The organism is Sphingomonas sp. PAMC 26605 (genome assembly GCF_000241485.1).
Taxonomy (GTDB): Bacteria; Pseudomonadota; Alphaproteobacteria; order Sphingomonadales; family Sphingomonadaceae; genus Sphingomonas.
Window position 1 is genome coordinate 3,343,414 of the sequence record NZ_JH584241.1, and the last position, 24,882, is coordinate 3,368,295.

Genomic DNA, 24,882 nt, shown 5'->3' on the forward strand with positions numbered 1-24,882 from the left:
GTACAGTCAGAATAGCTGGCGGGAGTCGTGATGCCTTTCATCCCTTTGGATCCGGTTGGGCTTCCCGGTCTCGCGGCCTTCGCGATCGGCATTTTGGGCGGCCTGATCGCCTTGCTGCTGGCGCGCCGTCGCGGCCGCAATGGCCCGACAAGCGCCGATTCGGAGCGTCGCAACGCTTCGATCGTCTGGATCGTCGTGCAGGGCCTCGGCATCGGATTGGCCGGCTTCGGTCCGATCCACGTCGCGCTCGATCCGCTATCCCTCAAGGCGCTGATCGAGGCGGGGGTCGTGGCCGCGCTGATGCTGGCCGCGGTCTGGCTGTTCGACTCGGCATCGCGCGCGATGGGGCGGAACTGGGCGTTGGTCGCGCGCACGCGCAGCGACGGCCAGCTCGTCGAAACCGGCCCGTTCGCGCTGATCCGCAATCCGATCTACGTCTCGCTCGCATGCCTGATGGTCGCGATGGCGATCGCCTATGGTCATACCGCCAATCTGCTCGTCGCCGTGCCGATCTTCGCGGTCGGCACCTGGATGCGGGTACGCCATGAAGAAGTGGTGCTGCGGGCAGCGTTCGGACCGGCGTTCGATCGCTATGCGGCGCGGGTCAAGCGCTTCGTACCGGGCGTGCTATGAGCGCGCGGCGCGGCGCATCGACCAGAAGCGCGGGCCGCCCTTCGGCACGCGCCACTCGTCGGTAATCTCGAACCCGAGCGCATGATAGAAAGCGAGGTTCTTCTCGGTCGCTGTCTCGAGATACGCCGGAAGCGCGCTCCCAGCGATACGGTCGAGACCGGCGCGTACCGCCGCTGCGCCGAAGCCCCTGCCCTGCGCCGCGGGATCGCATCCGGCGACGTGCAGATACCAGGCGGCCTCGCCCGGAAAATGCGCGGCGATCGCGTTCGACACCGCCAGTGCGCGACCGATCGATCCGCCAAGCGCACGCCACATCGGCCAGGCGTGGAGCAGCAGGGTGAGGATACCGTCGGACGCCTTTCCCGGGACGCGCCACAAGGTCGCCGCCTCGCCGCCGGGGGTCACCAGCCGCATTCCGCTCAGCGCCTCGGCATCGAACAGCAACCCGAACAACCGCGGCAATCGGCGCGCGCGGTCGGCGGCGTCGGGAAAGATATAGGACATCGCCGGATCGTCGGCGAACGCGCGCGCGAGCAGGGTGACGATGCGCGCGCGATCAAGGGCGCCGGCCGTTCGAACGCCCGCAGCAGGGTCGAGATACCCAGACGATAGCCGCGAGCGTTTCAAGGAGGTCATTTACGGCCCCCCTGATGGCAGCGCCCTGCCCCGGTTACGGGGCAGGAGCCGTTCGGCTTAGGCGGCGCCGGCGCCGGCCTTTTCCTTCTTGCCGTAGACGCGGATCGGCTCCTTGCGGCCCTCGATCACGTCCTTGTCGATCATCACTTCCTCGACCGAGTCCATCCCGGGCAGGTCGAACATCGTGTCGAGCAGGATCCCCTCGAGGATCGAGCGCAGACCGCGCGCGCCGGTCTTGCGGTCGATCGCCTTCTTGGCGACCGAGACGAGCGCCTCGTCGGTGAAGCCGAGCTTGACCGCCTCCATGTCGAACAGCTTCTGATACTGCTTGACGAGCGCGTTCTTCGGCTCGGTCAGGATCGTCACCAGCGCGGGCACATCGAGATCCTCGAGCGTCGCGATCACCGGCAGACGGCCGACGAATTCGGGGATCAGGCCGAACTTCAACAGATCCTCGGGCTCGACCGCCTTGAGCGTCTCGCCAGTGCGGCGCTCCTCGGGCGAAGCGACATAGGCGCCGAAGCCGATCGACTTGCCCTGCAAACGGTCGCCGATGATCTTCTCGAGGCCGCTGAACGCGCCGCCGCAGATGAACAGGATGTTCGTCGTGTCGACCTGCAAGAATTCCTGCTGCGGATGCTTGCGGCCCCCCTGCGGCGGAACGCTCGCGGTGGTGCCTTCCATCAGCTTGAGCAGCGCCTGTTGCACGCCTTCGCCCGACACGTCGCGCGTGATCGACGGGTTCTCGGCCTTGCGGCTGATCTTGTCGATCTCGTCGATATAGACGATCCCGCGCTGCGCCCGCTCGACATTGTAGTCGGAGGCCTGGAGCAGCTTGAGGATGATGTTCTCGACATCCTCGCCGACATAGCCGGCTTCGGTCAGCGTCGTCGCATCGGCCATGGTGAACGGCACGTCGAGGATGCGTGCGAGCGTCTGCGCGAGCAGCGTCTTGCCGCAGCCGGTCGGCCCGACGAGCAGGATGTTCGACTTGGCAAGCTCGACGTCGGCGCCCTTCTGGCCGTGGTTGAGACGCTTGTAGTGATTGTGCACCGCGACCGAGAGCACGCGCTTGGCGCGCTTCTGGCCGATCACATAATCGTCGAGCACGTCGCAGATTTCCTGCGGCGTGGGAACGCCGCCGTCCTTCTTCGAGACGAGCGCCGATTTGGTCTCCTCGCGGATGATGTCGTTGCACAGTTCGACGCATTCATCGCAGATGAACACAGTCGGTCCCGCAATGAGCTTGCGGACTTCGTGCTGCGACTTGCCGCAGAAGGAGCAATAAAGCGTGCTCTTCGAGTCGCCGCCGCTGAGCTTCGTCATTCTAACCATCCTTCGCGCCGCCACAGGGCGCGCATATGCGGAGCGTCCATCCTAGACCGCCCTCGCGCAATCCGACAATCACCAAAATCGCCGGGTGCGTTCGGCACCGGGACGCAACCGTGGCGCCCCGATCCCGAACAGAGTCTGAACCCGCAAGCCTCAGGCCGAGGTCAGCGCCGGCGGCGTGCTCGAATCGTCGGGCAATGCCGGACGCTTATCGAACACCTGATCGACCAGCCCGAAATCCTTGGCTTCATGGGCCTCGAGAAAGGTATCGCGATCCATCGCGCGCTCGATCTCCTCGAGCGGCTTGCCGGTGTACTGCGCGTACAGCGTGTTCATCCGGTTCTTGATGCGCTGGATTTCCTTGGCCTGGATCTGGATGTCCGACGCCATGCCCTGCGCCCCGCCCGAAGGCTGGTGGATCATGATTCGCGCATTGGTCAGCGCGACGCGCATGCCCGGCTCGCCGGCGGCGAGCAGGAACGAGCCCATCGACGCAGCCTGGCCCATGCAGACCGTGCCGACGCGCGGACGGATGTATTGCATCGTGTCATGGATCGCCATCCCCGCCGTGACGACACCGCCCGGCGAGTTGATGTACATGAAGATGTCCTTCTTGGGGTTCTCCGACTCCAGGAAGAGCAGCTGTGCCGAGATCACCGAGGCCATATGGTCCTCGACACCGCCGGTCACGAAAATGATGCGTTCGCGCAGCAGCCGCGAATAAATGTCGAAGCTGCGCTCGCCGCGGTTGGATTGCTCGATGACGATCGGAACGAGGCCGTCATTGATCGGGGCCAGAAAATCGCCTGTGTCGAACGGATTGCGCATGATGAGCCTTTAAGTCCTTTATGCCCCTAGAAGCGCATACATCGGCGCTGCAGGAAACGAGTTCAAGCCCCGACGGCGTCCGACCGTCTGTCATCGCCGCCCGGCGCGCGGTGGCTGAGATAGGCGAGCCGCCGCACTTCGCGCCGGCCGCGCACCACGGTGTCGAGGATCAGCCCGGTGAAGACATTGAGCGCGGCGAGGATCGCGAGGCCGACGACGAGCACCGCGGTCGGCAGGCGCGGCACGAGATGCGTGTGCATGTACGTGACGATCAAAGGGATCCCGAGCGCGAGCACACCGAGCGAGAGCAACGCGGCGATCGCGCCGAAGAACAGCAACGGCCGCTCGATCCGGTACAGCGTGACGATCGTGCGCGCGATGCGGAAGCCGTCGCGATAGGTGCTGAGCTTCGATTCGGAGCCTTCGGGCCGCGCGAAATAGGCGGTCTCGATCTCGCCGGTCGGCATCTTCAGCTCGAGCGCGTGGACGCTGATCTCGGTCTCGATCTCGAAGCCCGACGAGAGCACCGGAAAGCTTTTGACGAAGCGGCGCGAGAAGACGCGGTAACCCGAGAAGATATCGGTGAAGCTGCGCCCGAAGAGCTGCGCGAGCATCCCCGTCATCGCCTTGTTGCCGAGCACGTGACCGCGGCGATACGCGGCGGTGACCTGCGTCACGCGGCTGCCGACGACCATGTCGAGCTGTTCGTCAAGCAGCCGCGCGACCAAGGCCGGAGCGGCGGTCGCGTCATAGGTCGCGTCGCCATCGGCCATGACATAGATGTCGGCATCGACATCGGCGAACATGCGGCGGACGACGTTGCCCTTGCCCTGCATCCGCTCGGTACGGACGATAGCGCCGGCCGCGCGCGCGACCGCGACGGTGTCGTCGCGACTATTATTGTCATAGACGTAGATCGTCGCCTCGGGGAGCGCGGCGCGGAACGCCGCGACGGTCTGCGCAATGGCGGCGCTCTCGTTATAGCACGGCAGCAGGACGGCGATACGTGGTGTCATGCCCGAGCCTTAGGTCCGAATTGCGATCGGTTCGACTGTTTTGTGCGCCGTGCGAGACGGGCATAAAAAAGCCCCTCCCCTTCAGGGGACGGGTTGGGGTGGGGAAGGAACCGGCGCTAGCGCTCTGCGAGGCACGTCCCCACCCCCAAACCCCTCCCCTGAAGGGGAGGGGCTTTTCGGTTATTCCGCGGTATCGGCGGCGGGCTTCTTTTTGGCAGCAGGCTTCTTGGCAGGTGCCGGAACCGCGTCCTCGGCCGAAGCCGCTACGGCGGCGTCGACCGCAGCCGCCGCCTTCTTGGCAGGCGCCTTCTTGGTCGCGGCCTTCTTCACCGGCTCGGCTTCGACGAGATCGTCGCCAGGCGTTGCCGGCTCGATGTCGCCGGCTTCCATTTCCTTGGCGTCGTCGTCCGAAGGCTTGGCCTTCTTGGCAGCCGCCTTCTTCGCCTTGGGCTTGTGGTTGTCGTGATCGTGCGTGTGCGTGCCGCTCGAGAAGCCTTCCTCGCTCTCGATCGCCGCTTCGAGCTCTTCGCGCGTCACTTCGCGGTCGGAGATCTCGGCCTTCTCGAACAGGAAGTCGACGACCTTGTCCTCGTACAGCGGCGCGCGGAGCTGGGCCGCCGCCATCGGCTCCTGCTGGATGTATTGCAGGAAGCGCTGGCGGTCTTCGTTGTTATAGTTCTGCGCGGCCTGCGCGATCAGGCGGTTCATCTCCTGCTGGCTGACTTCGACGCCATTGGCCTGACCGATTTCCGACAGGAGCAGGCCAAGGCGAACACGCCGCTCGGCGATCTTGCGGTAATCGTCGCGCTCGGCTTCCATCTCGGCGAGCGCCGCCTCGGGGTCTTCCTCATGCGTCGCTTCATGCTGGAGCTGCTGCCAGATCTGGTCGAACTCGGCTTCGACCATCGACGGCGGCACTTCGAAGTCATGACCTTCGGCGAGCTGATCGAGCAGCTTGCGCTTCATGTGGGTGCGCGTCAGGCCGTTGAGCTCCTGCTCGATCTGGCCCTTGAGCAGACCGGTGAGCTGCTCGAGGCTCTCGAGCCCGAGCGAAGTCGCGAGGCTGTCGTCGATCACGCTCTCGCCGGCGGTCTTCACCGCGGTGATGCTGAGGTCGAAGGTCGCTGGCTTGCCGGCGAGGTCCTTCGCCTGGTAATCCTCGGGGAAGGTCACGGTGATCTGGCGCTCGTCGCCGACCTTGACGCCGACGACCTGCTCCTCGAAGCCCGGGATCAGACGGCCGGTGCCGAGCTCGACCGACATGTCGCTGCCGGTGCCCCCCTCGAACGCCACGTCGCCGACCTTGCCGACGAAGTCCATGACGACGAGGTCGCCCATCTGCGCCTCATGACCCTCGGCTGCGTCGTCCCACTTCTTCTGCTGGTCGGCGAACTTCTGGAGCTGCGCCTGGACGGTCGCTTCGTCGGCCGGGACGGTCAGGCGCTCGAGCTTGAGCGCGTCGATCGCCGGGGTCGGAACGTCGGGAAGCACTTCGAGCGTGACGGTGATCTGCGCGTCGTCACCGAGCTTGAAGCCGTCGGCGAGCTCGACCGAAGGCTGCAGCGCGGGGCGCAGCTTCTGCTCCGCGATCAGGTCCTGGATGCCCTGCTGGATCGAGCTGTTGAGCGCGTCCTGCATCAGCGCGTCGCCGTGCATCTTGCGCACGAGGTTCGCAGGCACCTTGCCGGGGCGGAAGCCGGGCATCTTCACCGTCGGCGCGACGCGCTTGAGCTCGGCATCGACGCGCGAATCGATATCCTTCGCGGTGATCGTCAGCGTGTAGGCGCGCTTGAGGCCTTCGTTCAACGTCTCGACAGTCTGCATTTCAGATCTCACGCCTTAATCAGGGATAGTGTGTCGCAGTCCCCATGCCTAACGCATGAGAGACTGGTGCGGGCGAAGGGACTCGAACCCCCACATCTTGCGATGGCAGGACCTAAACCTGCTGCGTCTACCAGTTCCGCCACGCCCGCAAGGACACCGCCGGTGTGGGGGGCGTCTATACCAGCCATGCGCCCGGGGGCAAGCGGGCAAACCACGGATGCCTTTTCGCCCGCGCAACCGCTATGCCGGTGGTGCGTTGATAGCTTCCGAAGGAGAGACGTTATGGCCAGCACGCCCCCAACCGAACTGCCGCCGATCCCGAGCGAACCCGGCCAGCCCGATTCGGTGCCGACAGAATTGCCGAGCCCGACGCCCGATGTGGTCGTGCCCGATCCCGCTGGCGACCCCGGCGGCGAACCGATTGCGCCGATGGACACCGGCATGACGGGGGATTTCGCATGAGCGATCCGCATCCCGACAGCCTGCCCGAGAACGATACCGACGACCGCAGCGACATCGAACAGGCGGTCGAAGCACGCAAGGACGCGGTCGAACGCGGCGAAGGCGGGCGCGAACCTGACGCCTTCACCTCGCAGGGCATGGAAGACGGCGTCGGCGGGACCGGCGGCGTCGTGAAGAATCAGGATGACGACGCGCAATAGCGCGGCATTCCCTGGCAAAAGACGATGAGAAAGGGCCTGCTTTGCGGGCCCTTTTTTGTGCGTCCGCGCCGCGGCGGATTTGGCGAAGGCGTGCCGTCTAGGAATTGACGGGCTGTTTACCGTCATGCCTTTGGGGGGCGCCATCCATGTCCGTCGCAGATGTTTCTGCCGTTACACCGGCGACGCCGGCCTTCGGCACGTCGTTCAGTCGGTTAGCCGCGCCTGCCATGTCGATCGCGATCCTCGCCGCCGCGATGTTCGAACTCCATGCGATGGACTGGCATGCGGTGCTCGCGATGGTTCCCGGCAACCCGCTGTTCTGGCTGGTGCTCGTGCTGTTCTACAGCACGCCGATCATCGCCGAATGGGCGATCTACCGCCGCATCTGGGGCATTCCGCGCGCCGCGATCGCGACGATGGCGCGCAAGACGGTGAGCAACGACCTGCTGTTCGGCTATGTCGGCGAGACCTATCTCTATGGCTGGGCGCGGCGCGCGGGCAAGGCGCCGGGCGCCGCGTTCGGGACGGTCAAGGATGTGGCATTGCTCTCCGCGGCGGTCGGCAACAGCGCGACGATCCTGGTAGCGCTGTTCACGGCGCCGCTGCTCGAGCGGCTGCACATTGCGATGCCGATATGGGGCCTGGCGCTTGCGATCGCCGCGGTCGCAGCACCGCCGATGGTCGCGATCTTCGGGCGCAAGTCGGTGTTTCACCTGCCCGGCGCCTTGATCCGCGAAATCACCACGATCCATATTATCCGCTCGACCAGCGGGATCGTGCTGACGGCGCTGATGTGGCATCTCGCTCTGCCCGAGATCGCACTGAGTTGGTGGGTCGCCTTCTCGGCACTCAAGCTCGTGCTGTCGCGGCTGCCGTTCATCTCGAACAAAGATCTGGTGTTCGCCGGCGCGACGGCGCTGCTGTTCGGGCATCACGGCACTATCACGACGCTGATGGCGATGATGGCGAGCCTCTCGGTCGCCGCGCATATCGTCACCGGGCTCGCCGCCTCGACCAGCGGACTGGTCGGGAGCGTTACCGGGCGGCTCCGCCAGATCGGCGCATCACGCGACATTCAGGTCGCGTGACGCGCGCCAGTTAGCCAAGCACCTTCTTGAGGACTTCGTTGACGACGCCCGGGTTCGCCTTGCCGCCCATCGCCTTCATCGTCTGCCCGACGAAGAAGCCGAACAGTTTGTCCTTGCCGCCGCGATAGTCGGCAACCTTGTCCTCGTTCGCCGCCATCACCTCGGCGATGACGCGTTCGATCTCGCCGGTGTCGCTGGTCTGCTTGAGCTCGCGCTCCTCGACGATGTCGGCGGCACCCTGCCCGGTCTCGAGCATGATCTCGAACACCTGCTTGGCGAGCGTGCCCGACAGCGTGCCGTCCGCGATCAGGCCGAGCAGCGCGGCCGCCTGATCCGGGCTGACAGGCGAATTCTCGATGTCGCGGCCGGTGCGGTTGAGCGCGCCGAACAGCTCCGACGTCGTCCAGTTGGCCGCGGCGACGGGCGCGACGCCGGTGTCGAGCAGCGCATCGAACCAGCGCGCCGCCTCGACCTCAGCGGTCATCACCGCAGCGGCATAGGGCGTAATGCCGAGCGCTTCGTAGCGACGGCGCTTGGTGTCGGGCAGTTCGGGCAGCGACGCCCGGCATTCTTCGAGGAATGCGTCGTCGAGCTCGAGCGGAAGCAGATCGGGATCGGGGAAGTAGCGATAATCGTGCGCGTCTTCCTTCGAGCGCATCGAGCGGGTCTCGTTGCGGTCGGGATCGTAGAGCCGCGTTTCCTGGACGATCCGGCCGCCGCTCTCGAGCACTTCGACCTGGCGCTTGGCCTCCTGCTCGACCACCGCCATCACGAAGCGGACCGAGTTGACGTTCTTGGTCTCGGTGCGCGTACCGAGGTCTTCGCCCGCCTTGCGGACGCTGACATTGACGTCGGCGCGCATCGAGCCTTCCTCCATGTTGCCGTCGCACGACCCAACGTAACGCAGGATCGATCTGAGCTTGCGCAGGTAAGCCCCTGCTTCAGCGGGAGACGCCATGTCGGGCTTCGACACGATCTCCATCAACGCGACGCCCGAACGGTTGAGATCGACGTACGAGCGCGTCGGATGCTGGTCGTGCATCAGCTTGCCGGCATCCTGCTCGACATGGATCCGCTCGACGCCGATGCGCTTGCCCGCGGCGTCGGGGTTCTTGTCGTCGAGGCTGATGTCGATCGCGCCCTCGCCGACCAGCGGATGATAGAGCTGGCTGATCTGATAGCCCTGCGGCAGATCGGCGTAGAAGTAATTCTTGCGGTCGAAGCGCGACCAACGGTTGATCTGCGCGTCGATCGCCATGCCGGTGCGCACCGCCTGGCGGATACACTCGCGGTTGGGCACGGGCAGCATGCCGGGCATCGCGGCATCGACCAGCGACACCTGCGTGTTGGGCTCGGCGCCGAACGCCGTCGCCGCGCCCGAGAACAGCTTGGCGTTCGAGGTGACCTGTGCGTGGACTTCGAGGCCGACCACGACCTCCCAGTCGCCGGTTTCGCCGCGGATGGTGTATTTGGAGGCGTCGGTCATGCGTCGGTCTCGGGTGTGATGAGGGTGAGGTCGGGGAAATAACGGCGATATCGTCGTGCGTCGCGCGTGAGAAGAGCGGCTCCCGCAGTTTTCGCATGCGCTCCGATCAGGAAGTCACCAAGCAGGCGTTCACGTCCGCCGCCAGCCGCGCGATATTCCCGATGCGCACGGCCTGCACGATAGGCTGCGTCGACACCGAAATCGACAACCGCCAACCCCAATGCATCGAGCGCGGCCTGCAACGCACCGTTACGCTCGGCAACAGCCAACTCAGCTACCACGATCGAACTGACGGCGACCGCGCCGACGATGCGCGCATCAGAAACTTTGTCGAACGAACATGACGACCACTCGCTCGGCGAACCCAACATATCGACGATGACGTTGGTATCCACCATCGTCAGGGCGGGAATGGATCGTCTCCGCGAATATCCCGCATGATCTCATCGGTACTCTCGCCCGTCCGGAAAAGCTTGTATCGCTCCGACACCGCACGCATTTCTGCGACAAGCCGATCGCGCTCCGCGGCATGGTCTTGCTTCGGCTTCCGAATGACCGCCTCATCAAGCCCGAGCATCTCGATCTCGACCGGTGCGTTAGCGATCAAGCCGAGGGCATCGCGTACGTCTTTCGGGATGGTAATCTGTCCCTTCACGGTAAGATTAGTCAGCTTTCCCATGCCTCAGTAATACCAATTATCGGTATTACTGTCTACCACCAAGCCGTAGCGCGGGCAGTGAACCCGGCGCGCTCCTCGAGGGCGAGCCCGGCGTTCAAAACGCCTTGCTCGTCGAGTGGCTTGCCGATGATCTGCAGGCCGAGCGGGAGCCCGGCGCCGTCGAGGCCGCCCGGCACCGACATCGCCGGCAGGCCCGCCAGCGAAGACGGCACGGTGAAGACGTCGTTGAGGTACATCGCGATCGGATCGGCCGACTTCTCGCCCAGTGCGAACGCCGACGACGGCGCGGTCGGGGTCAGCAGCAAGTCGCACTTCGCCCAGGCCTGCTCGAAATCGCGCGCGATCAGCGTGCGGACTTTCGAAGCCTGTGTGAAGTACGCGTCGTAAAACCCTGCCGACAGGACGTAAGTGCCGATCATGATACGGCGCTTGACCTCGTCCCCGAACCCATCGGCGCGCGTCGCGGCGTACATGTCCTGCAGCCCTGCCCCCTCGGGCAGATCGCGCAGGCCGTAGCGCACGCCGTCGTAGCGCGCGAGGTTCGACGATGCTTCGGCCGGCGCTATGATGTAATAGGCCGGCAGTGCGTATTTTGTGTGGGGGAGCGAGACCTCGACGATCTCGGCGCCGGCGTCCTTGAGCCAGTCGATCCCCTGCCGCCACAGCGCGTCGATCTCGGCAGGCATATTGTCGACGCGATATTCCTTGGGAATACCGATCCGCTTGCCCTTGAGATCGCCCGACAATCCGGCTTCCCAGGCGGGCACCGGCAGATCGAGCGAGGTCGCGTCCTTCGCGTCGAAGCCGCTCATCGCCTCGAGCAGGATCGCGCAATCGCGCACGTCGCGCGCCATCGGGCCGGCCTGGTCGAGCGACGAGGCGAACGCGATCGTCCCCCAGCGCGAGCAGCGGCCATAGGTCGGCTTGATCCCGCTGATGCCGGTAAAGGCGGCAGGCTGGCGGATCGAACCGCCGGTATCGGTGCCGGTCGCGGCGGGGCACAGCCGCGCCGCGACCGCCGTCGACGAACCACCCGACGAGCCGCCAGGCGCGAGCGGAGCGTTGCCGCCGTCGTTGCGGCGCCACGGCGAGAGGACATTGCCGAACGCGCTGGTCTCGTTGGACGATCCCATCGCGAACTGGTCCATGTTGAGCTTTCCGAGCATCCCCGCGCCGGCGTCCCACAGATTGGCCGACACGGTCGACTCGTACTGCGGGGTGAAGCCCTCGAGGATCAGGCTCGCCGCGGTGGTCGGCACGCCCTTGGTGCAGAACAGGTCCTTCATCCCGATCGGAACGCCGGCGAGCGGCTTCAACGTATCGCCAGCGGCGCGCGCCGCATCAGCGGCGTCGGCAGCGGCGAGCGCGTGGTCGGGGGTCTCGACCAGGAAGGCGTTGAGCGCCTTGGCCTTCGACACGTTGGCGATGAACCCTTCGGCGACTTCGCGCGCGGAGAAGGTGCCGGCGCGGACGCCGTCGCGGATGGCGGCTACGCCGAGATCGGTCAAGTCGGTCATACGGTCATTCCCGTTGCCCCTGCGTAGGCCGGGGCCGCTTCGTTGTGGTGCAGGCCGCGCGCGACGAACGCGGCGGCCCCGGCCTGCGCCAGGGCGACGATGGTGCGGATCATTCGATCACCTTGGGCACGGTGAAGAAGCCGTGCTCGGCCTGGGGGGCGTTGGCCAGCACGGCATCGCGGATGCCGCCGCCGGTCAGCGGGTCGGCGTTGACGACGTCGTCGCGCAGCCGGAGATGGTTGGGGATCACCGCGGTCATCGGCGCGACGCCGCTGGTGTCGACCTCGCTCAGTTGCTCGATCCAGCCCATGATGTTGTCGAGCTCGGGCGCGATGCGCACGGCGTCTTCCTCGGTGATGGCGATGCGGGCGAGGCTCGCGATTTTGCGGACGGTGGCGATGGTGACTGGCATGGCCTTGCGGCTAGCAGAGCGCCCGAGCCTCGCGCAACCTATTCGAACGGATCGCCGACCGGAACGCCCCCGACGAACACCCGGCGCGCGGGCACGGCGCGGATCTCGACCTTGCCGTCCGCCGCCCCCGCCGTGAGCGCGGCGCGCTCAGCGGCGCTCAGCACACCGCTCGCATTGTCCTCTACGCGCGCCCAGCTCTCGCCGGTCCGCCGATAGCGCGAAGCACCGCAGCTCGATCGCGGCACGATGACCGGCGCGACGGCGCCGCGCGGCGGTCGCTGCGCGCGCGTAAGATCGTCGATACAGCTGTGCGAGAGCGACACCGCCTCGTTCGCGCCCGGCGTGTAAAGCAGCAGGCACTGCGTGTTGCGATCGGTGCTGCAGCCTCTCCAGTCGGTGAGCACGGTGCGCAAAGCGAGCGGCACGGGCACTTGCGCAGGCAGCACGCGCAGGCGTTTGACGAGCAGATCCGCCTCACTCTGCGTGCGATCGACGCGGGTGATATCCCAGCGGCTGGTCTTGGTTGAGATCTCGCGCGCGCGCGACGCGATCGCCGGCGTCCGCGACTGCGCGAGCCGGCGCAGCGCCGCTTTGCCGGGATCGCCGAAATCAAACGCGAGGGCGGTCCAGTCGAACTTGGCCGGGGCGACACGTCCCGATTCGAGCCGCGCGACCTGATCCGCACTCGACAAAGCGTTGAAACTGGCGATCGGCGTGGCGAGCAACAGCCCGGCGCCGGCGACGATCAAGGCGAGCCGCACATTGCTCGGTCGCACATAGTCGGCCCACGCCGTCCGCCCGCGGACCACGGCAACGAGGTAGGCAAGGCCATAGGCGCACGCGAAGGTGACGAACACCAACGCCCACAATCGGTCGGGCGTGAGGCCGTATTGGCCGATCCGCAACCCCGTCGCGATCGCCGCGATCACCGCCAGCGGCAGCACCGCAAGCGCCAGTGCGAGCGCGCCTAGGCGTAGCACCGGGTTCGAGGCTTCGTCCGTCTCGCCATTACCGATTACCGCATTGGCGAGGAGCAACGCGCCGAGCACGCACCCGAGCAGCGTCGGCGTGGTCGATTTGGTCGCTTCCCACAGCGCGTCGAGCCCGGTGAACGGCAGCGACAGCAGGAACACGGCCAACGCGACGCCGAGCACCGGCGCGAGCACGCCGAGCACAGCCGTCACAACGCGCTGGAGTTGCCGCACGACGCCGTCGCGTTCGCGCAGCAGCCCGAGCGCCCCGCCGAAACTCGTGCCGAACACCAGCGCGCTGAACCATCCGTGCTGGAGCAGATCGCGCAATGCGTGGAGCCCGATCAGGTAGAACAGGTCGGCGAGAAGCCACGCCAGCGCGAACGTCACTCCGGTGAACAGCCAGCACGCGCCCCACAGCACCGCGTTGGTCCAGGCGTCGCCATGGACATCGGCATAGGGGAAGCGCCATGCACCCTGGTCGCGCACCGTCTGGAACAGCGGCACGGCGATCGCGATCGCGAGGTACAGGCTCGCGTTCGGCCAGCTCCACCACGCCCCGGCACCCCAGCCGTTCCAATAGACGATCAGCCCCGCGATCACGCCTACCCCGACGCCGAACGTTGCCGCCCACCACCGGCGCCGCCGTTCGAGCGTGAAGCCGAGGGTCAAGGCGCCGGCGGTGATCGCGCTGGTCAGCGCGATTCGCCACGCCGCCGTGTGGAACGCGGAAAGGAGCACCCATCCGCTGCCGGACACCTGATGCACCGCGAGCGCAGCGAGCGCGCCGATCAGCGCGAGCAGCGCCGGGCGCAGCGGCCAGCCCTGCGTATCATCCTCGAAACTGGTCGATTCTTCCATCGCGCCGTTCCCCCTGCCCCATGCGCACCCAACGCCGGCGCCAAGCCGATTGCAAGCGCGGCGATCCTGCTGCACGGAAAAAGGAAATGCATGGCGGAACCGCGCCGTGCCCGAACGAGGCGGACCGGTTTGGCGCGTAAATTTCTCTACCTCTTCACCGTATTGATCGTGCTCGTGATCGCGGGGGCGTTTGCCTATGCGCTGTGGGGCACGGCGCTGATCAAGCTGGCGATGGTCCCGCACGCCGACTTCATCGCGCAGCCGCGCGAGCGCGCCGCCAGCTACCGCCGCGCCGAGATGTGGTTCGCGCGGCCCGACATTGCGGGCAATCCGGCGCTATGGCTCCCGCCCGGCTACACCCCCGCCAACGGCCAGCGGGCGGCGGTGTTCTTCATCCACCCGACCTCGTTCCTCGAACGCACGCGCTGGAATGCGCCGCTCGACAACGCAGAGGCCAATGCGCGCGCCGCGCTGTTCCTGCGCGGTCAGGCGAGCGCGTTCAACGCGGTCGGCGCGATCTGGGCGCCGCGCTACCGCCAGGCGACCTTTGGCGCGTTTCTGACGACGCAGGCCGATGCGGCCAAGGCGCTCGATCTCGCTTACGGCGACGTCGCCGCGGCGTTCGACGCGTTCGTCGCGCAAGCCGGCAACCGGCCGATCATCCTTGCCGGGCACAGCCAGGGCGCGCTGCATCTGCTCCGGCTGTTGCGCGAGAAGGTCGCAGGGACGCCGCTGCAGAAGCGGATCGTCGCCGCCTATGTCGTCGGATGGCCGGTATCGCGCAGCGTCGATCTGCCGACGCTCGGCCTGCCCGAATGCCGCAGCGCCGATCAGGCCGGCTGCCTGCTGTCGTGGCAGAGCTTCGCCGAACCCGCCGAGCCGTCGCTCGTGCTCGACGCGTACGACGCCAGCAGCGGCGTTGATGGCAAACCACGCCGCGGGACGCCGATGGTGTGCACCAATCCGCTCACCGGAACGCCCGATGCCGCGGCGCCTGCCAGCGCCAATCGCGGCACGCTCGTGCCTTCGGCCGATCTCTCCAGCGCGACGCTCGTCGCCGGACAGGTGCCGGCGCGCTGCGATCCCCGCGGCTTGCTGCTGATCGGCGCGCCGCCCGCGCTCGGCGGCTATGTGCTGCCGGGCAACAACTATCACGTCTATGACTATAGCCTGTTCTGGGCGAACGTCCGTGCCGACGCGGCGCGGCGGCTGGCAGCCTTCGCGAAATGATCACCACCGACCGGACCGAATTCCGCGCCTGGCTCCCGGCGGGCGGCCGCCTGATCGGGCTCGACGTCGGCACCAAGACGATCGGCACCGCGTTGTGCGACGCGGGCTGGAGCTTCGCCTCGCCCGCGCTGTTGATCCGCCGTACGAAATTCCAGAAGGACAAGGCCGCGCTCACCGACCTGATCACGACGCAGCAGGTCAAGGGCATCGTGATCGGCCTGCCGCTCAACCTGAACGACGGCAGCGAGAGCCCGCGCAGCCAGTCGAGTCGCGCGTTCGCGCGCAACATGGCCGACCTCGACCTGCCGATCTTCCTGCAGGACGAGCGCTGGTCGACCGTCGCCGTCACGCGCACGCTGATCGAACAGGATGCGAGCCGCGCCAAGCGCGCCGAACTCGTCGACAAGATGGCCGCAGCGTACATTTTGCAGGGGGCGATCGACGCGCTGGTCGCGGTTTAGCGGCCACCCCGGCACCCACGCGCCCTGCAAGCTTGGCCGTTCGCCCTCGCGGCCACGACGCGCATCGCGAGTCGCGTATTCGAGCGGGGGGTCTCTGCTCGCGCGGACGCTGTCGCCCGGGCCGAATTGTCGCTCGGTCCGGCGCTTGCGCCGCGCTGCCCGGCGTTTCGACCATTGCCGTACGATGCGATCGGGATAGGCTTTGGTCGGGAGGCGCGCTTCGACTCGACGCTGGCAAGGCCGTCGCGCTTCCGCGAGAGGAGAGCTGTCATGCCGCACGCAGCCGATGCCCCGACCGATCCTGCCGAACCGATCATCGTAATCGCACGCGGTGATCCCGGATGGGATACGCCGCTGCCGCGGATCACGCTCGACCTTTCGAAATTCCCGTCGGGCCGCTGGGCGCTCCAGCTCGACAAAGGGCTCGCGCAGCGCGAGGCCCCGGTCGTCATCGTCGCACACGGTCTCGCCTGTCGCGCCGTCGCATGGTGGGCGCAGCTTTCCCCGCGCAGCTATGTCCGTGCGGTGAGCGGCGCGCTGTTCCACGCCCCGCTGCAAGCACGCGACGAACAGCACGCGGTGGTCGCGGCGCTTCGGAGCGGGCCGTGCTACCGGCTTCCGTTCGCCTCGATCGTGCTGGGCGACGCTTGGCACGCGGTCGAGGAGACGCTCGCGCTGGCCGACCGCTGGGGGAGCCGCTTCGTCGCGACGGGATCGCACGAGGCTGCGCCCAGCCCCAGCAACCGCCACGCGCCGCTCGGGCCGGTCGAGCGAGCGTTGCTCGCGCATATCGGTCTGTTCGACCCTTTCCTGACGACCCCGCCATCCCGCGCCGTGGGCACGCCCGTGACTGGCGCACCGCCCGGCTGAACGAAGGCTCGCTTTGCCGCGTGACCGACCGCCGCTGCCGCGTTTCTCGTGAGCCTGCGGAAACTTACTCGGCGGCGCGGGTTACAGCGTCACGCTCGATCGGCATGCAAGTCGAGCGATGTACCAGGCGCAACGCGGCATTCCCTGCCGACCAATACGCTGCCGGGCGTCGGGCATCCCCTGCGGATCGCGGCGTTCGACCTGACCGGAGTCGAGCGATGCAGATGCAGATGCAGGATCTAAGCGGGAAAGTTGCGGTCATCACCGGCGCCTCGAGCGGGATCGGCGAAGCGACCGCCCGTCTGCTTGCCAAGGAGGGCGCGACCGTGGTGCTCGTCGCGCGCCGCAAGGACCGGATCGAAGCGCTGGCGGCCGAGATCGGCGAAACCGCCCGCGCGATCGTCACCGACGTCGCCGATCTCGCCGCGGTCCAGGCGATGGTCGCGCAGGTCGAAGCGTGGTTCGGCGGGATCGACCTGCTGTTCAACAATGCCGGCATGGGCGTCAACGGCCCCTTCGCCGCGAGCGACCCGGCCGATTGGAAGACGCAGATCGACGCCAATCTCTACGGCGTGCTCAATTGTACCCATGCCGCGCTGCCGCTCATGAAGGGTCGCGCCGGCGCGATGATCTCGATCGTATCGAGCGTCGGCGGCCGGTACGGCATCGCCGGCTGGTCGGTCTATAACGCGACCAAGTTCGCCGTGGTCGGCTTCGCCGACGCGTTGCGCAAGGAAATCGGCGAACAGGGTATCCGCGTGTCGCTGATCGAACCCGGCTCGGTATGGACCGAATGGGGGCATAACGTACCCGAAGCGACGATGCGCGCCCGCCGGGAGTCGCTCGACGCGCTCCATGCCGAGGATGTCGCGCAAGCGCTGGTCTATGCCTTCGCGCAGCCACCGCGTGTGCTCGTCGAGGAAATCCTGGTCCGTCCGGTGCGCCAGATCGCGCCATGATCCCCCCTCTCCATACCTCCGCCGATTCGGCCGCACAGCGTCACAAGGAACAGATCCGATGAAAGCCATGATCCTGCGGGCCCCGATCGGCCTCGATACGCTCACGCTGACCGACCATGCCGATCCGGGGCAACCGGGTGGCGGCGAGATTCGCGTCGCGCTGCACGGCAGCACGCTCAATTTTCACGATCTCGGCGTCGCCACGGGGCGGATGGGCGCAGCCGCCGGCCGGATTCCGCTTGCCGATGGCGCCGGCACGATCGAGGCTATCGGTGAGGGCGTGACCGAATTCGAGGTGGGCGATCAGGTCGTCTCGTGCTTCTTTCCCGGCTGGGCGGATGGAACTGCTAGGATCGGCGATTTCGCGGGCACGCCCGGCGACGGGATCGACGGCTTCGCGCGCGAGACCGTGGTGCTGCCCGCAACCGCCTTCACCCACGCCCCGAAAGGCTATGACGCCGTCGAGGCGGCAGCGATCACCACCGCGGGGCTGACGGCATGGCGCGCCTTGGTCGGCGACGGTTGCCTCAAGCCGGGCGACACGGTGTTGCTGCTCGGCACCGGCGGAGTGTCGATCTGGGCGCTGCAGATCGCCAAGCTGATCGGCGCGCGCGTTGCGATCACCTCGTCGTCCGACGCCAAGCTCGAGCGGGCGCGGACGCTCGGCGCCGATTTCACGGTCAATTACCATGCGACGCACGACTGGGGCCGCGCGGTGCGCGACTGGACCGGTGGCGGCGGCGTCGATCACGTCGTCGAGGTCGGCGGCCCAGCGACGTTGGCGCAGTCGATCGAGGCGGTCCGCGTCGGCGGCCATATCTCGCTGATCGGCGTGCTCACCGGCGGCAGCGGCGACGTCCCGACCGCTGCGCTGATGGCCAAGCAGGCGCGGCTGCAAGGGCTGATCGTCGGCAGCCGGCGCCAGCAGCAGGATTTCGTACGCGCGCTCGAGGTCGGCGGCATCCGCCCCGTGATCGACCGCCGCTTCCCGCTCGAACAGCTCGCCGACGCCTTCCGCTTCGAGACCGGCGCGAGCCACTTCGGCAAGATCGGGATCGAATGGTAAGTACCGGCACCACGCCGGCCGCCACCGCGACATCTCCGCACATCGCTCGACAAGGACATTAAGATGCAAACCCGCAAACTCGGCCGGCAAGGCCTCGAAGTCTCGGCGCTCGGCCTCGGCTGTATGGGCATGTCGGATTTCTACGGTGACCGGGACGAAACCGAGTCGGTCGCGACGATCAATCGCGCGCTCGATCTTGGCGTCACCTTTCTCGACACCGCCGACATGTACGGCGTCGGCGCGAACGAGGAACTGGTCGGCCGGGTCGTCCGGACGCGGCGCGAATGGGTCGTCGTCGCGACCAAGTTCGGCAACGTTCGCGGGCCCGATGGCAGCTTTCGCGGGGTCAACGGCCATCCCGATTATGTCCGCGCGGCGTGCGACGCGAGCCTCGAGCGGCTCGGGCTCGACGTGATCGATCTCTATTACCAGCACCGCGTCGATCCGCAGGTGCCGATCGAGGACACCGTCGGCGCGATGAGTGAGCTCGTGACGGCCGGCAAGGTGCGCTATCTCGGCCTGTCCGAGGCAGCGCCCGAGACGATCCGACGCGCGCATGCGGTCCATCCGATCTCGGCGCTGCAAACCGAATATTCGTTATGGAGCCGCGATGTCGAGGCCGAGATCCTGCCCGTGGTGCGCGAGCTCGGGATCGGCTTCGTGCCCTATAGCCCGCTCGGCCGCGGGTTCCTGACCGGGCAGTTCGCCAAGCCCGAGGATTTGCCCGAGGGCGACACCCGCCGCGCGCATCCGCGGTTCCAGGGCGCGGCGTTCGCCAAGAATCTCGAGCTCGTCGCGGCGATCAAGGAGATGGCGGCCGCCAAGGGCTGCACGCCGGCGCAACTCGCGCTCGCCTGGGTGCTGGCACAAGGCGACGACGTGGTGCCGATCCCCGGCACCAAGCGCCGTATGTATCTCGAGGACAATCTCGGTGCGCTGAACGTGGCGCTCGACGCGAACGATCTCGCGCGGATCGATACGGTACTGCCGCCGGGCAGCGCCGCGGGGATGCGCTATCCCGAAGCCTCGATGGCGGCGGTCAACCGGTGAGCGCGGCGTCGTTCGCGGCGATTGCACCGCGTAACCTCGCGGTCGTCACCGGCGCCGCGGGCGGGATCGGCCTGGCAGCGGCGCGCGCCTTCGCCGCGGCGGGGATGCGCGTGGTGCTGGTCGACCGGTCGGGCGAGGCGCTCGATGCCGCCGCCGGCACGATCGCGGGCGCTGTCGCCTATACCGTGGATGTGTCGGATCGCGCTGCGATGCGCGCGCTCGCCGGCGAGATTGGCGCGCGGCACGGCCCAGTATCGGTGCTGATGAACAATGCGGGGATCGGCGCGGGCGGCGACGTCTTCGCCGATGCCGCGATCTGGGATGCGGTGCTCGGAATCAATCTGCTCGGGGTGCTCAACGGCGTCCAGAGCTTCGTCCCGGCGATGCTCGATCACGGCGGCCCCGCGCTGGTGATCAATACCGGATCCAAGCAGGGGATCACGCAGCCCCCGGGCAACACCGCGTACAATGTCAGCAAGGCCGGGGTGAAGGCGTTGAGCGAAGGCCTCGCTCATACGATGCGCGAGCGCAGCGGCGACCGCGTCAGCGCGCATTTGCTGATCCCCGGCTTCACCTTCACCGGCATGACGCGGCCGGGGATCACCGAAAAGCCGGCGGGCGCCTGGATGCCCGAGCAGGTCGTCGCGCTGCTGCTCGAGCGGCTGGCCGCCGGCGATTTCTACATCGTCTGCCCCGACAACGAGACGACCCCCGAGCAGGATGCCAAGCGCATCGCCTGGGCGGCGGGCGACATTACCGAGAACCGGCCGGCGCTCTCACGCTGGCACCCGGACTGGAAGGACGCGTTCGCCGCTCATATGCAGAGCTGAGTCCGCGCGACCGCCGCTTACGCGCCGCGTGGCGGACGGTGACCCCGCCGCGGGGATCACCCGAATGGAGTGGCAATGACGCGGCGGGCGGTTTGTCTCGTGCAACCGCCCGCGCAAAGACGATTACCGCTGGCTGCCCAAGGATGCGGCGGTCCTCGCAATCTCGTGACGGCCCTTCGTGCTCGAGCAATTCGGCGTCTCCGGCTTGACATCGTGACGCCGGCAGGATGCAGGAGCGGCGATGACCAACCCCCACTTTCCCCTCTGCATCGGGATCGGCACCTATCGCGGCGGCGGCGGCGCGGGGATCGCGACGCTGTGCCTCGGCGCTGATGGGTCGTGGCGGCACGGCGAAGCCTATGCGGCCGCCGCCAATGCCGCGTTCAGCGTCTATGCCCCGCGACACCGGCTGCATTACATCGTCGATGAGGCGGAACGCGGCAGCGTCGGCGTTCATCGCTTCGCGGACACGGGCTGGGAAATGCTCGCATCGGTCGGCGTCGACGGCGCCGCGCCGTGCCACATCGCGCTCGATCCGACCGAGACGCGCCTCGCGGTCGCCAATTATGCAAGCGGCAGCGTCGCGCTATTGCGGCTCGATCCGCGAACCGGCCTTCCCGCCGGACCAGTGCAGGTTCACGCTAACCGCGGTTCCGGCCCCAACGCGGCGCGCCAGGAGGCGCCGCACGCGCATTGGGTCGGGTTCAGTCCCGACGGGCAATGGCTGTACCAGACCGATCTCGGCACCGACGAAATCCTCGCTTTCCCCATCGATGCGGCCGGCACGCTGGGCGCGGTGCAGCGTGCCTATCGGGCGAGACCGGGCTCGGGGCCGCGGCATCTGCTGCTGCATCCGCGTCTCGGAAAGCGCGCCTATCTGATCGGCGAACTCGACAATACGCTGAGCGTGCTCGATCGCAGCACCGGCATCTTCGTCCATCGTGAGACGGTATCGACGCTGCCGCCGGACTGGCAGGGCGAGTCGATCGTCGCGCACGTTGCGATCAATCGGGCAAGCGACCGGCTTTACGTCTCCAATCGCGGGCATGACAGTATCGCGGTGTTCGCGCTCGACGACGGCGGCGCCCCAACCTTGCTCGACCATGCGGTGACTGGCGGCGCATACCCGCGCTTCTTCGCGTTGCTCGAGGACGCGGGGCTGATGGTCGTCGCGCACGAGAAATCGCAGACCGTGACGACGCTCGCCTTCGGAGCGGACGGCCGGCTCACGCCCACCGGCCTGTCGATCGCGGTCGCCGGAGCCGCGTCCGTCATCATTCCGGAACCGGCAGCGCTGTAGGCTTGTCGCGGCAGGCCATACGTGACGGGTTTATCATGCGGCCGTCACCGTATACTCAGCTGAAAGATAACATCTTTCTGCAAGCGGTGACGTGGGGGGGCGCAGATGGACGGAAACCTGCAGCGGACGCAGTGGCGCCACTCGATGACGGCCGAGAACGCCGAGTCGCGCCGGGACGCGCTGCGGATCGCCTCGATCCGGCGCGGACCAGCCGCGCTTGTCGCGGCGCTGCTGCTCGCGGGCGGACCCGCCGCCGCGAAGCAACCCACGCCCGACCTGCCCGCCTCCTTCTCGATTGCCCCCGCCCCCGCCTGGATCACGCGCCACGCCATTCCCGCCGACAATGGCAGCGCTGCGGCCGGCGGTATCACGATGCTGCTGCGCGACAATCAGGCGGCGTTCGACGCCGATGGCGCGACGACGATCGGCTGGGACGATGCAACCAAGGTGGTGACCCCGGACGGACTCTCGAAAGCCGCCAATCTCGCGATCGCCTGGAACCCCGAGACCGAACGTCTCGCCATCCACCGCGTACTGATCCTGCGCGGCACGCAGACGATCGACGTCCTCGCCACGCAGCATTTCACGATCCTGCACCGCGAAACCAATCTCGAGCGCGCCGCGATCGACGGTCGCCTGACCGCGTCGTTGCAGATTGCGGGGTTGCAGATCGGCGACGTGGTCGAGGTCGCAGCCTCGCGGCGGCACCTCGATCCCGCGATGGCGGGACATCACGAAGCCGAATTCCTCTTCCCTCCGACCGCGCGCGACGCCGCGCTCGACGCGCGTTGGCCTGCCGCGGCGGCGCTCCGCTGGCGTGCGATGCCGGGGCTGCCCACGCCTGCGCAAACCACCGCCGGCGGGGTCACGCGCCTGTCGATGCGCGTACCCGATCTGCGCGAGCCCGAGCTGCCGAAGGGCGCGCCGCCCCGCTTCCGCCAGGCCGACGTGCTGCAATTCTCCGACTGGTCCGACTGGTCCGAGCTCTCCGCGGTGATTGGCCGCTTGTTCGATCGCGCGGCGACGCCGCTCGCGGGCGGGCCCGTTGCCGCCGAAGCCGCGCGGATCGCCGCGGCAAGCCCCGACCCGGTGCTCCGCGCGCAATCCGCGCTGCGCCTCGTCCAGGATCAGGTGCGCTATCTCTTCGTCGGGCTGAACGACGGCGGCTACGTCCCCGCCGCCGCCGACGAAACGTGGCAGCGGCGCTATGGCGATTGCAAGGGCAAGACCGTCTTGCTGCTTGCCTTGCTCAAGGCGCTCGGCATCTCGGCCCAGCCGGTGCTGGTCAACACGAACGGCTTTGGCGATGCGATCCCGCGCTATCTCCCTGCCGCGGGGCTGTTCAACCATGTGCTGGTCCGCGCGACGATCGCGGGGCGCAGCTATTGGCTCGACGGCACGCGGCTCGGCGATCGACGGCTTGCCGACATTCGGACACCCGCGTTTCGCTGGGGCCTGCCGTTGCAGGCGCGCGGTGCCGCCCTCGTTGCGATGATGCCCGAAGCACCGACGCAGCTGCTGGCGACAACGTCGCTCCGGCTCGATGCTTCGGGCGGGGTCGATCGTCCGGTGCCCGCCCATGCCGAATTCGTCACGCACGGCGATGGCGCGCTCGGCCTCGCGCGCACGCTCGGTGCGCTGACCCCCGAAGTTCGTGATCGCGCGCTGCGCGCAGTGTGGCGCAAGGAATATGATTTCGTCACGCCGAGCGCGGTGTCGGCCCGATTCGACTCCGAAACCGGCACCGAAACCATCGTCCTCGACGGAACCGCGACGCTCGACTGGCAGGATGGTGCACTTGAATTGACCAACATCCAGCTCGGCGGGTCGGTCGATTACGCGCGCAGCCCCGGGCTGGATGCCGACGCCCCCTTCGCGGTCGCCTTCCCCACGTATTCGGAGTATCGCGAGACGATCGTGCTACCCGATCACGGACGCGGCTTCCTGCTCGATCCGGTCGCGTTCGACGCGACGATCGCTGGCATGGCGCTGCACCGGGCCGGGGCGATCAGCGACGGCGTCGTGACGCTCGTCACGAGCCGCCGGTCGCTCGCGCCCGAGTTCCCGGCCGCGCAGGCGCCGGACGCGCAACAGGCGCTTCGCAGATTGCAGCATCAGCACAGCTATTTGCGGCGGAAGGTCGATGCCAAACCCTGATGCGACCGGCGGTGGATCGTCGGCGTGGAACGCGCTGCCAGTTTCCGAACGGTGCAGGCCTATAACGCCCGCATCGCGATCTCGCCTGATCGCCGTCCTGATCGCGGGTTGACTTCATTCCCCGCGCCGCCGATCCGGCCGCGATACGTTAGGGAGCGCGTCATGCTGCATTTCGACCTGATCCAGTCGATCAGCCTCGCCGGGAACGCCGCCGCCGCCAATGACGATCGCGCCGGTGCCGGTGCCCGGCGTGCCTGGGTGATCGACGGCGCGACCGATCTCGGGCCGCCGGGACTGGTCGGCGCGCAGGGCGGCGCCGCCTGGATCGCGGCGACCGCCGACCACGCGTTTGCCGCCGCTTCGGACGGTCGGGTGTCGGGCGTGGTGGCGGGTGTCTTCTCGGCGCTCGCAGACGCGTACCAACGTGCCCGGCACCGCGAGCCGGTGGGGCGCTGGGAGTTGCCGAGCGCCGCATTCCTGTGCGTCGCACTCAAGCAGCGGCGGATCGAGATCGCCTGGCTCGCCGATTGCGCCTGCCTTCACCTTCGTGGGGATACGGTTCGCCGGCTTGGCCCGCAGCCGAGCCTCGCCGAGACGCAAGAGGCCGAGGCGATCCGGAGCGCCGGGCTCGATCTGCTGCCGATGCGCAGCGCGCCGACGCTCGATCGGCTGCGCACCAACCGTACGCGTGGCGAACGGCGCGTCCTGGGCGTCGAGCCCGGCCACACCGATGCCGTCCATTACGATACGGCTGCCATCGCGCCCGGAGACGAGCTGGTGCTGATGACCGACGGGCTCGCCGCGCTGATCGACGATTACGGCGTGCCGATCGACGCGTTCGCACCGCTGTTGCGGGCCGAGGGATTGCACGGCGTTGCCGCTCGGCTTCGCGCGATCGAGGCGGACGATGCCGACTGCCGGCGCTTCGCGCGGTTCAAGCCGTCGGACGACGCCACCGGCCTGTGGTTGCGGATCACCGGCGAAGCCTGACGGCGGGGCCCCTGCCGTTTGCCC

At 67.6% G+C, this 24,882-nt stretch carries 25 protein-coding genes and 1 tRNA gene; 14 read left to right on the forward strand and 12 right to left on the reverse strand.

The window, feature by feature from the left end:
• The first annotated feature begins 30 nt into the window (after nucleotides 1-30).
• The gene (locus RH90_RS15485) at nucleotides 31-633 is read left to right on the forward strand and encodes a methyltransferase family protein (RefSeq protein WP_010186841.1); all 603 of its coding nucleotides are present in this window, start codon (nucleotides 31-33) and stop codon (nucleotides 631-633) included.
• On the opposite strand, the gene RH90_RS15490 is transcribed toward RH90_RS15485, so the two are convergent.
• The 6 genes from RH90_RS15490 to RH90_RS15515 all read right to left on the reverse strand — a co-directional run bounded on the left by RH90_RS15490 (nucleotide 628) and on the right by RH90_RS15515 (nucleotide 6,418).
• Nucleotides 628-1,269: a GNAT family N-acetyltransferase gene (locus RH90_RS15490; RefSeq protein ID WP_010186843.1), complete on the reverse strand. Its 642-nt coding sequence runs from the start codon at nucleotides 1,267-1,269 to the stop codon at nucleotides 628-630. The two genes, RH90_RS15485 and RH90_RS15490, sit on opposite strands and share 6 nt — an antisense overlap.
• Nucleotides 1,270-1,326: 57 nt before the next feature.
• Nucleotides 1,327-2,595 (reverse strand): ATP-dependent Clp protease ATP-binding subunit ClpX, encoded by a 1,269-nt coding sequence (gene clpX, locus RH90_RS15495; RefSeq protein ID WP_010186846.1) that lies wholly within the window; start codon nucleotides 2,593-2,595, stop codon nucleotides 1,327-1,329.
• Between the two features lie 159 nt (nucleotides 2,596-2,754).
• Nucleotides 2,755-3,429 (reverse strand): ATP-dependent Clp protease proteolytic subunit, encoded by a 675-nt coding sequence (locus RH90_RS15500; protein WP_010186848.1) that lies wholly within the window; start codon nucleotides 3,427-3,429, stop codon nucleotides 2,755-2,757.
• 62 nt (nucleotides 3,430-3,491) lie between these two features.
• Nucleotides 3,492-4,445, reverse strand: coding sequence for a glycosyltransferase family 2 protein (locus RH90_RS15505; protein WP_010186849.1), 954 nt, complete (start codon nucleotides 4,443-4,445; stop codon nucleotides 3,492-3,494).
• Between the two features lie 180 nt (nucleotides 4,446-4,625).
• On the reverse strand, nucleotides 4,626-6,269 hold the full coding sequence (gene tig, locus RH90_RS15510) for a trigger factor (protein ID WP_010186851.1): 1,644 nt from the start codon (nucleotides 6,267-6,269) through the stop codon (nucleotides 4,626-4,628).
• Between the two features lie 64 nt (nucleotides 6,270-6,333).
• A tRNA-Leu gene (locus tag RH90_RS15515) sits at nucleotides 6,334-6,418 on the reverse strand.
• A gap of 133 nt (nucleotides 6,419-6,551) precedes the next feature.
• Between RH90_RS15515 and RH90_RS15520 the strand changes: the two genes are divergently transcribed.
• From RH90_RS15520 to RH90_RS15530, 3 genes are all read left to right on the forward strand, one after another.
• A complete protein-coding gene (locus tag RH90_RS15520) occupies nucleotides 6,552-6,731 on the forward strand; it encodes a hypothetical protein (RefSeq protein ID WP_010186855.1) in 180 nt (59 codons plus the stop codon).
• On the forward strand, nucleotides 6,728-6,931 hold the full coding sequence (locus RH90_RS15525) for a hypothetical protein (protein ID WP_010186860.1): 204 nt from the start codon (nucleotides 6,728-6,730) through the stop codon (nucleotides 6,929-6,931). Before RH90_RS15520 ends, RH90_RS15525 begins: the two co-directional genes overlap by 4 nt.
• 146 nt (nucleotides 6,932-7,077) lie before the next feature.
• Nucleotides 7,078-8,019 carry a hypothetical protein gene (locus RH90_RS15530; protein WP_157134606.1) on the forward strand — a complete coding sequence of 314 codons (942 nt, stop codon included), beginning with the start codon at nucleotides 7,078-7,080 and terminating at the stop codon, nucleotides 8,017-8,019.
• A 10-nt stretch (nucleotides 8,020-8,029) separates the two neighbouring features.
• Here the strand turns inward: RH90_RS15530 and gatB are convergent, their stop codons facing one another.
• The 6 genes from gatB to RH90_RS15560 form a co-directional block, all read right to left on the reverse strand.
• A complete protein-coding gene (gene gatB, locus RH90_RS15535; protein WP_010186862.1) occupies nucleotides 8,030-9,505 on the reverse strand; it encodes an Asp-tRNA(Asn)/Glu-tRNA(Gln) amidotransferase subunit GatB in 1,476 nt (491 codons plus the stop codon).
• Nucleotides 9,502-9,903 (reverse strand): type II toxin-antitoxin system VapC family toxin, encoded by a 402-nt coding sequence (locus tag RH90_RS22680; protein ID WP_037492838.1) that lies wholly within the window; start codon nucleotides 9,901-9,903, stop codon nucleotides 9,502-9,504. Before RH90_RS22680 ends, gatB begins: the two co-directional genes overlap by 4 nt.
• Nucleotides 9,904-9,905: 2 nt before the next feature.
• Nucleotides 9,906-10,184 (reverse strand): AbrB/MazE/SpoVT family DNA-binding domain-containing protein, encoded by a 279-nt coding sequence (locus tag RH90_RS15545; protein ID WP_010186866.1) that lies wholly within the window; start codon nucleotides 10,182-10,184, stop codon nucleotides 9,906-9,908.
• Nucleotides 10,185-10,216: 32 nt separating this feature from the next.
• A complete protein-coding gene (gene gatA / locus RH90_RS15550) occupies nucleotides 10,217-11,701 on the reverse strand; it encodes an Asp-tRNA(Asn)/Glu-tRNA(Gln) amidotransferase subunit GatA (protein ID WP_010186868.1) in 1,485 nt (494 codons plus the stop codon).
• Between the two features lie 109 nt (nucleotides 11,702-11,810).
• Nucleotides 11,811-12,113, reverse strand: a complete 303-nt coding sequence (gene gatC, locus RH90_RS15555; protein ID WP_010186869.1) for an Asp-tRNA(Asn)/Glu-tRNA(Gln) amidotransferase subunit GatC — start codon at nucleotides 12,111-12,113, stop codon at nucleotides 11,811-11,813.
• A gap of 38 nt (nucleotides 12,114-12,151) precedes the next feature.
• Entirely contained in the window at nucleotides 12,152-13,945 is a 1,794-nt protein-coding gene (locus RH90_RS15560) for a DUF4153 domain-containing protein (RefSeq protein WP_010186871.1), read from the reverse strand.
• A gap of 129 nt (nucleotides 13,946-14,074) precedes the next feature.
• Here RH90_RS15560 and RH90_RS15565 point away from each other — a divergent pair, with 129 nt between their 5' ends.
• The 10 genes from RH90_RS15565 to RH90_RS22145 all read left to right on the forward strand — a co-directional run bounded on the left by RH90_RS15565 (nucleotide 14,075) and on the right by RH90_RS22145 (nucleotide 24,858).
• Nucleotides 14,075-15,175, forward strand: a complete 1,101-nt coding sequence (locus RH90_RS15565; RefSeq protein WP_010186873.1) for a DUF3089 domain-containing protein — start codon at nucleotides 14,075-14,077, stop codon at nucleotides 15,173-15,175.
• Nucleotides 15,172-15,636, forward strand: coding sequence for a Holliday junction resolvase RuvX (gene ruvX, locus RH90_RS15570; protein ID WP_010186875.1), 465 nt, complete (start codon nucleotides 15,172-15,174; stop codon nucleotides 15,634-15,636). Before RH90_RS15565 ends, ruvX begins: the two co-directional genes overlap by 4 nt.
• 270 nt (nucleotides 15,637-15,906) lie before the next feature.
• Nucleotides 15,907-16,506 (forward strand): alpha/beta hydrolase, encoded by a 600-nt coding sequence (locus tag RH90_RS15575; protein WP_010186877.1) that lies wholly within the window; start codon nucleotides 15,907-15,909, stop codon nucleotides 16,504-16,506.
• Nucleotides 16,507-16,724: 218 nt separating this feature from the next.
• A complete protein-coding gene (locus tag RH90_RS15580; protein ID WP_010186883.1) occupies nucleotides 16,725-17,465 on the forward strand; it encodes an SDR family oxidoreductase in 741 nt (246 codons plus the stop codon).
• A gap of 58 nt (nucleotides 17,466-17,523) precedes the next feature.
• On the forward strand, nucleotides 17,524-18,531 hold the full coding sequence (locus tag RH90_RS15585; protein ID WP_010186886.1) for a zinc-dependent alcohol dehydrogenase family protein: 1,008 nt from the start codon (nucleotides 17,524-17,526) through the stop codon (nucleotides 18,529-18,531).
• 63 nt (nucleotides 18,532-18,594) lie between these two features.
• On the forward strand, nucleotides 18,595-19,581 hold the full coding sequence (locus RH90_RS15590) for an aldo/keto reductase (RefSeq protein WP_010186888.1): 987 nt from the start codon (nucleotides 18,595-18,597) through the stop codon (nucleotides 19,579-19,581).
• Nucleotides 19,578-20,411 carry an SDR family NAD(P)-dependent oxidoreductase gene (locus RH90_RS15595; RefSeq protein WP_010186890.1) on the forward strand — a complete coding sequence of 278 codons (834 nt, stop codon included), beginning with the start codon at nucleotides 19,578-19,580 and terminating at the stop codon, nucleotides 20,409-20,411. The genes RH90_RS15590 and RH90_RS15595 overlap by 4 nt, the downstream gene beginning before the upstream one ends.
• Before the next feature lie 241 nt (nucleotides 20,412-20,652).
• Nucleotides 20,653-21,711 (forward strand): lactonase family protein, encoded by a 1,059-nt coding sequence (locus RH90_RS15600; RefSeq protein ID WP_010186892.1) that lies wholly within the window; start codon nucleotides 20,653-20,655, stop codon nucleotides 21,709-21,711.
• Between the two features lie 105 nt (nucleotides 21,712-21,816).
• Nucleotides 21,817-23,868, forward strand: coding sequence for a DUF3857 domain-containing protein (locus tag RH90_RS15605; protein WP_010186894.1), 2,052 nt, complete (start codon nucleotides 21,817-21,819; stop codon nucleotides 23,866-23,868).
• Nucleotides 23,869-24,030: 162 nt separating this feature from the next.
• Complete coding sequence (locus RH90_RS22145; RefSeq protein WP_010186896.1) at nucleotides 24,031-24,858, forward strand: protein phosphatase 2C domain-containing protein; 828 nt, start codon at nucleotides 24,031-24,033, stop codon at nucleotides 24,856-24,858.
• Nucleotides 24,859-24,882: the final 24 nt, after the last annotated feature.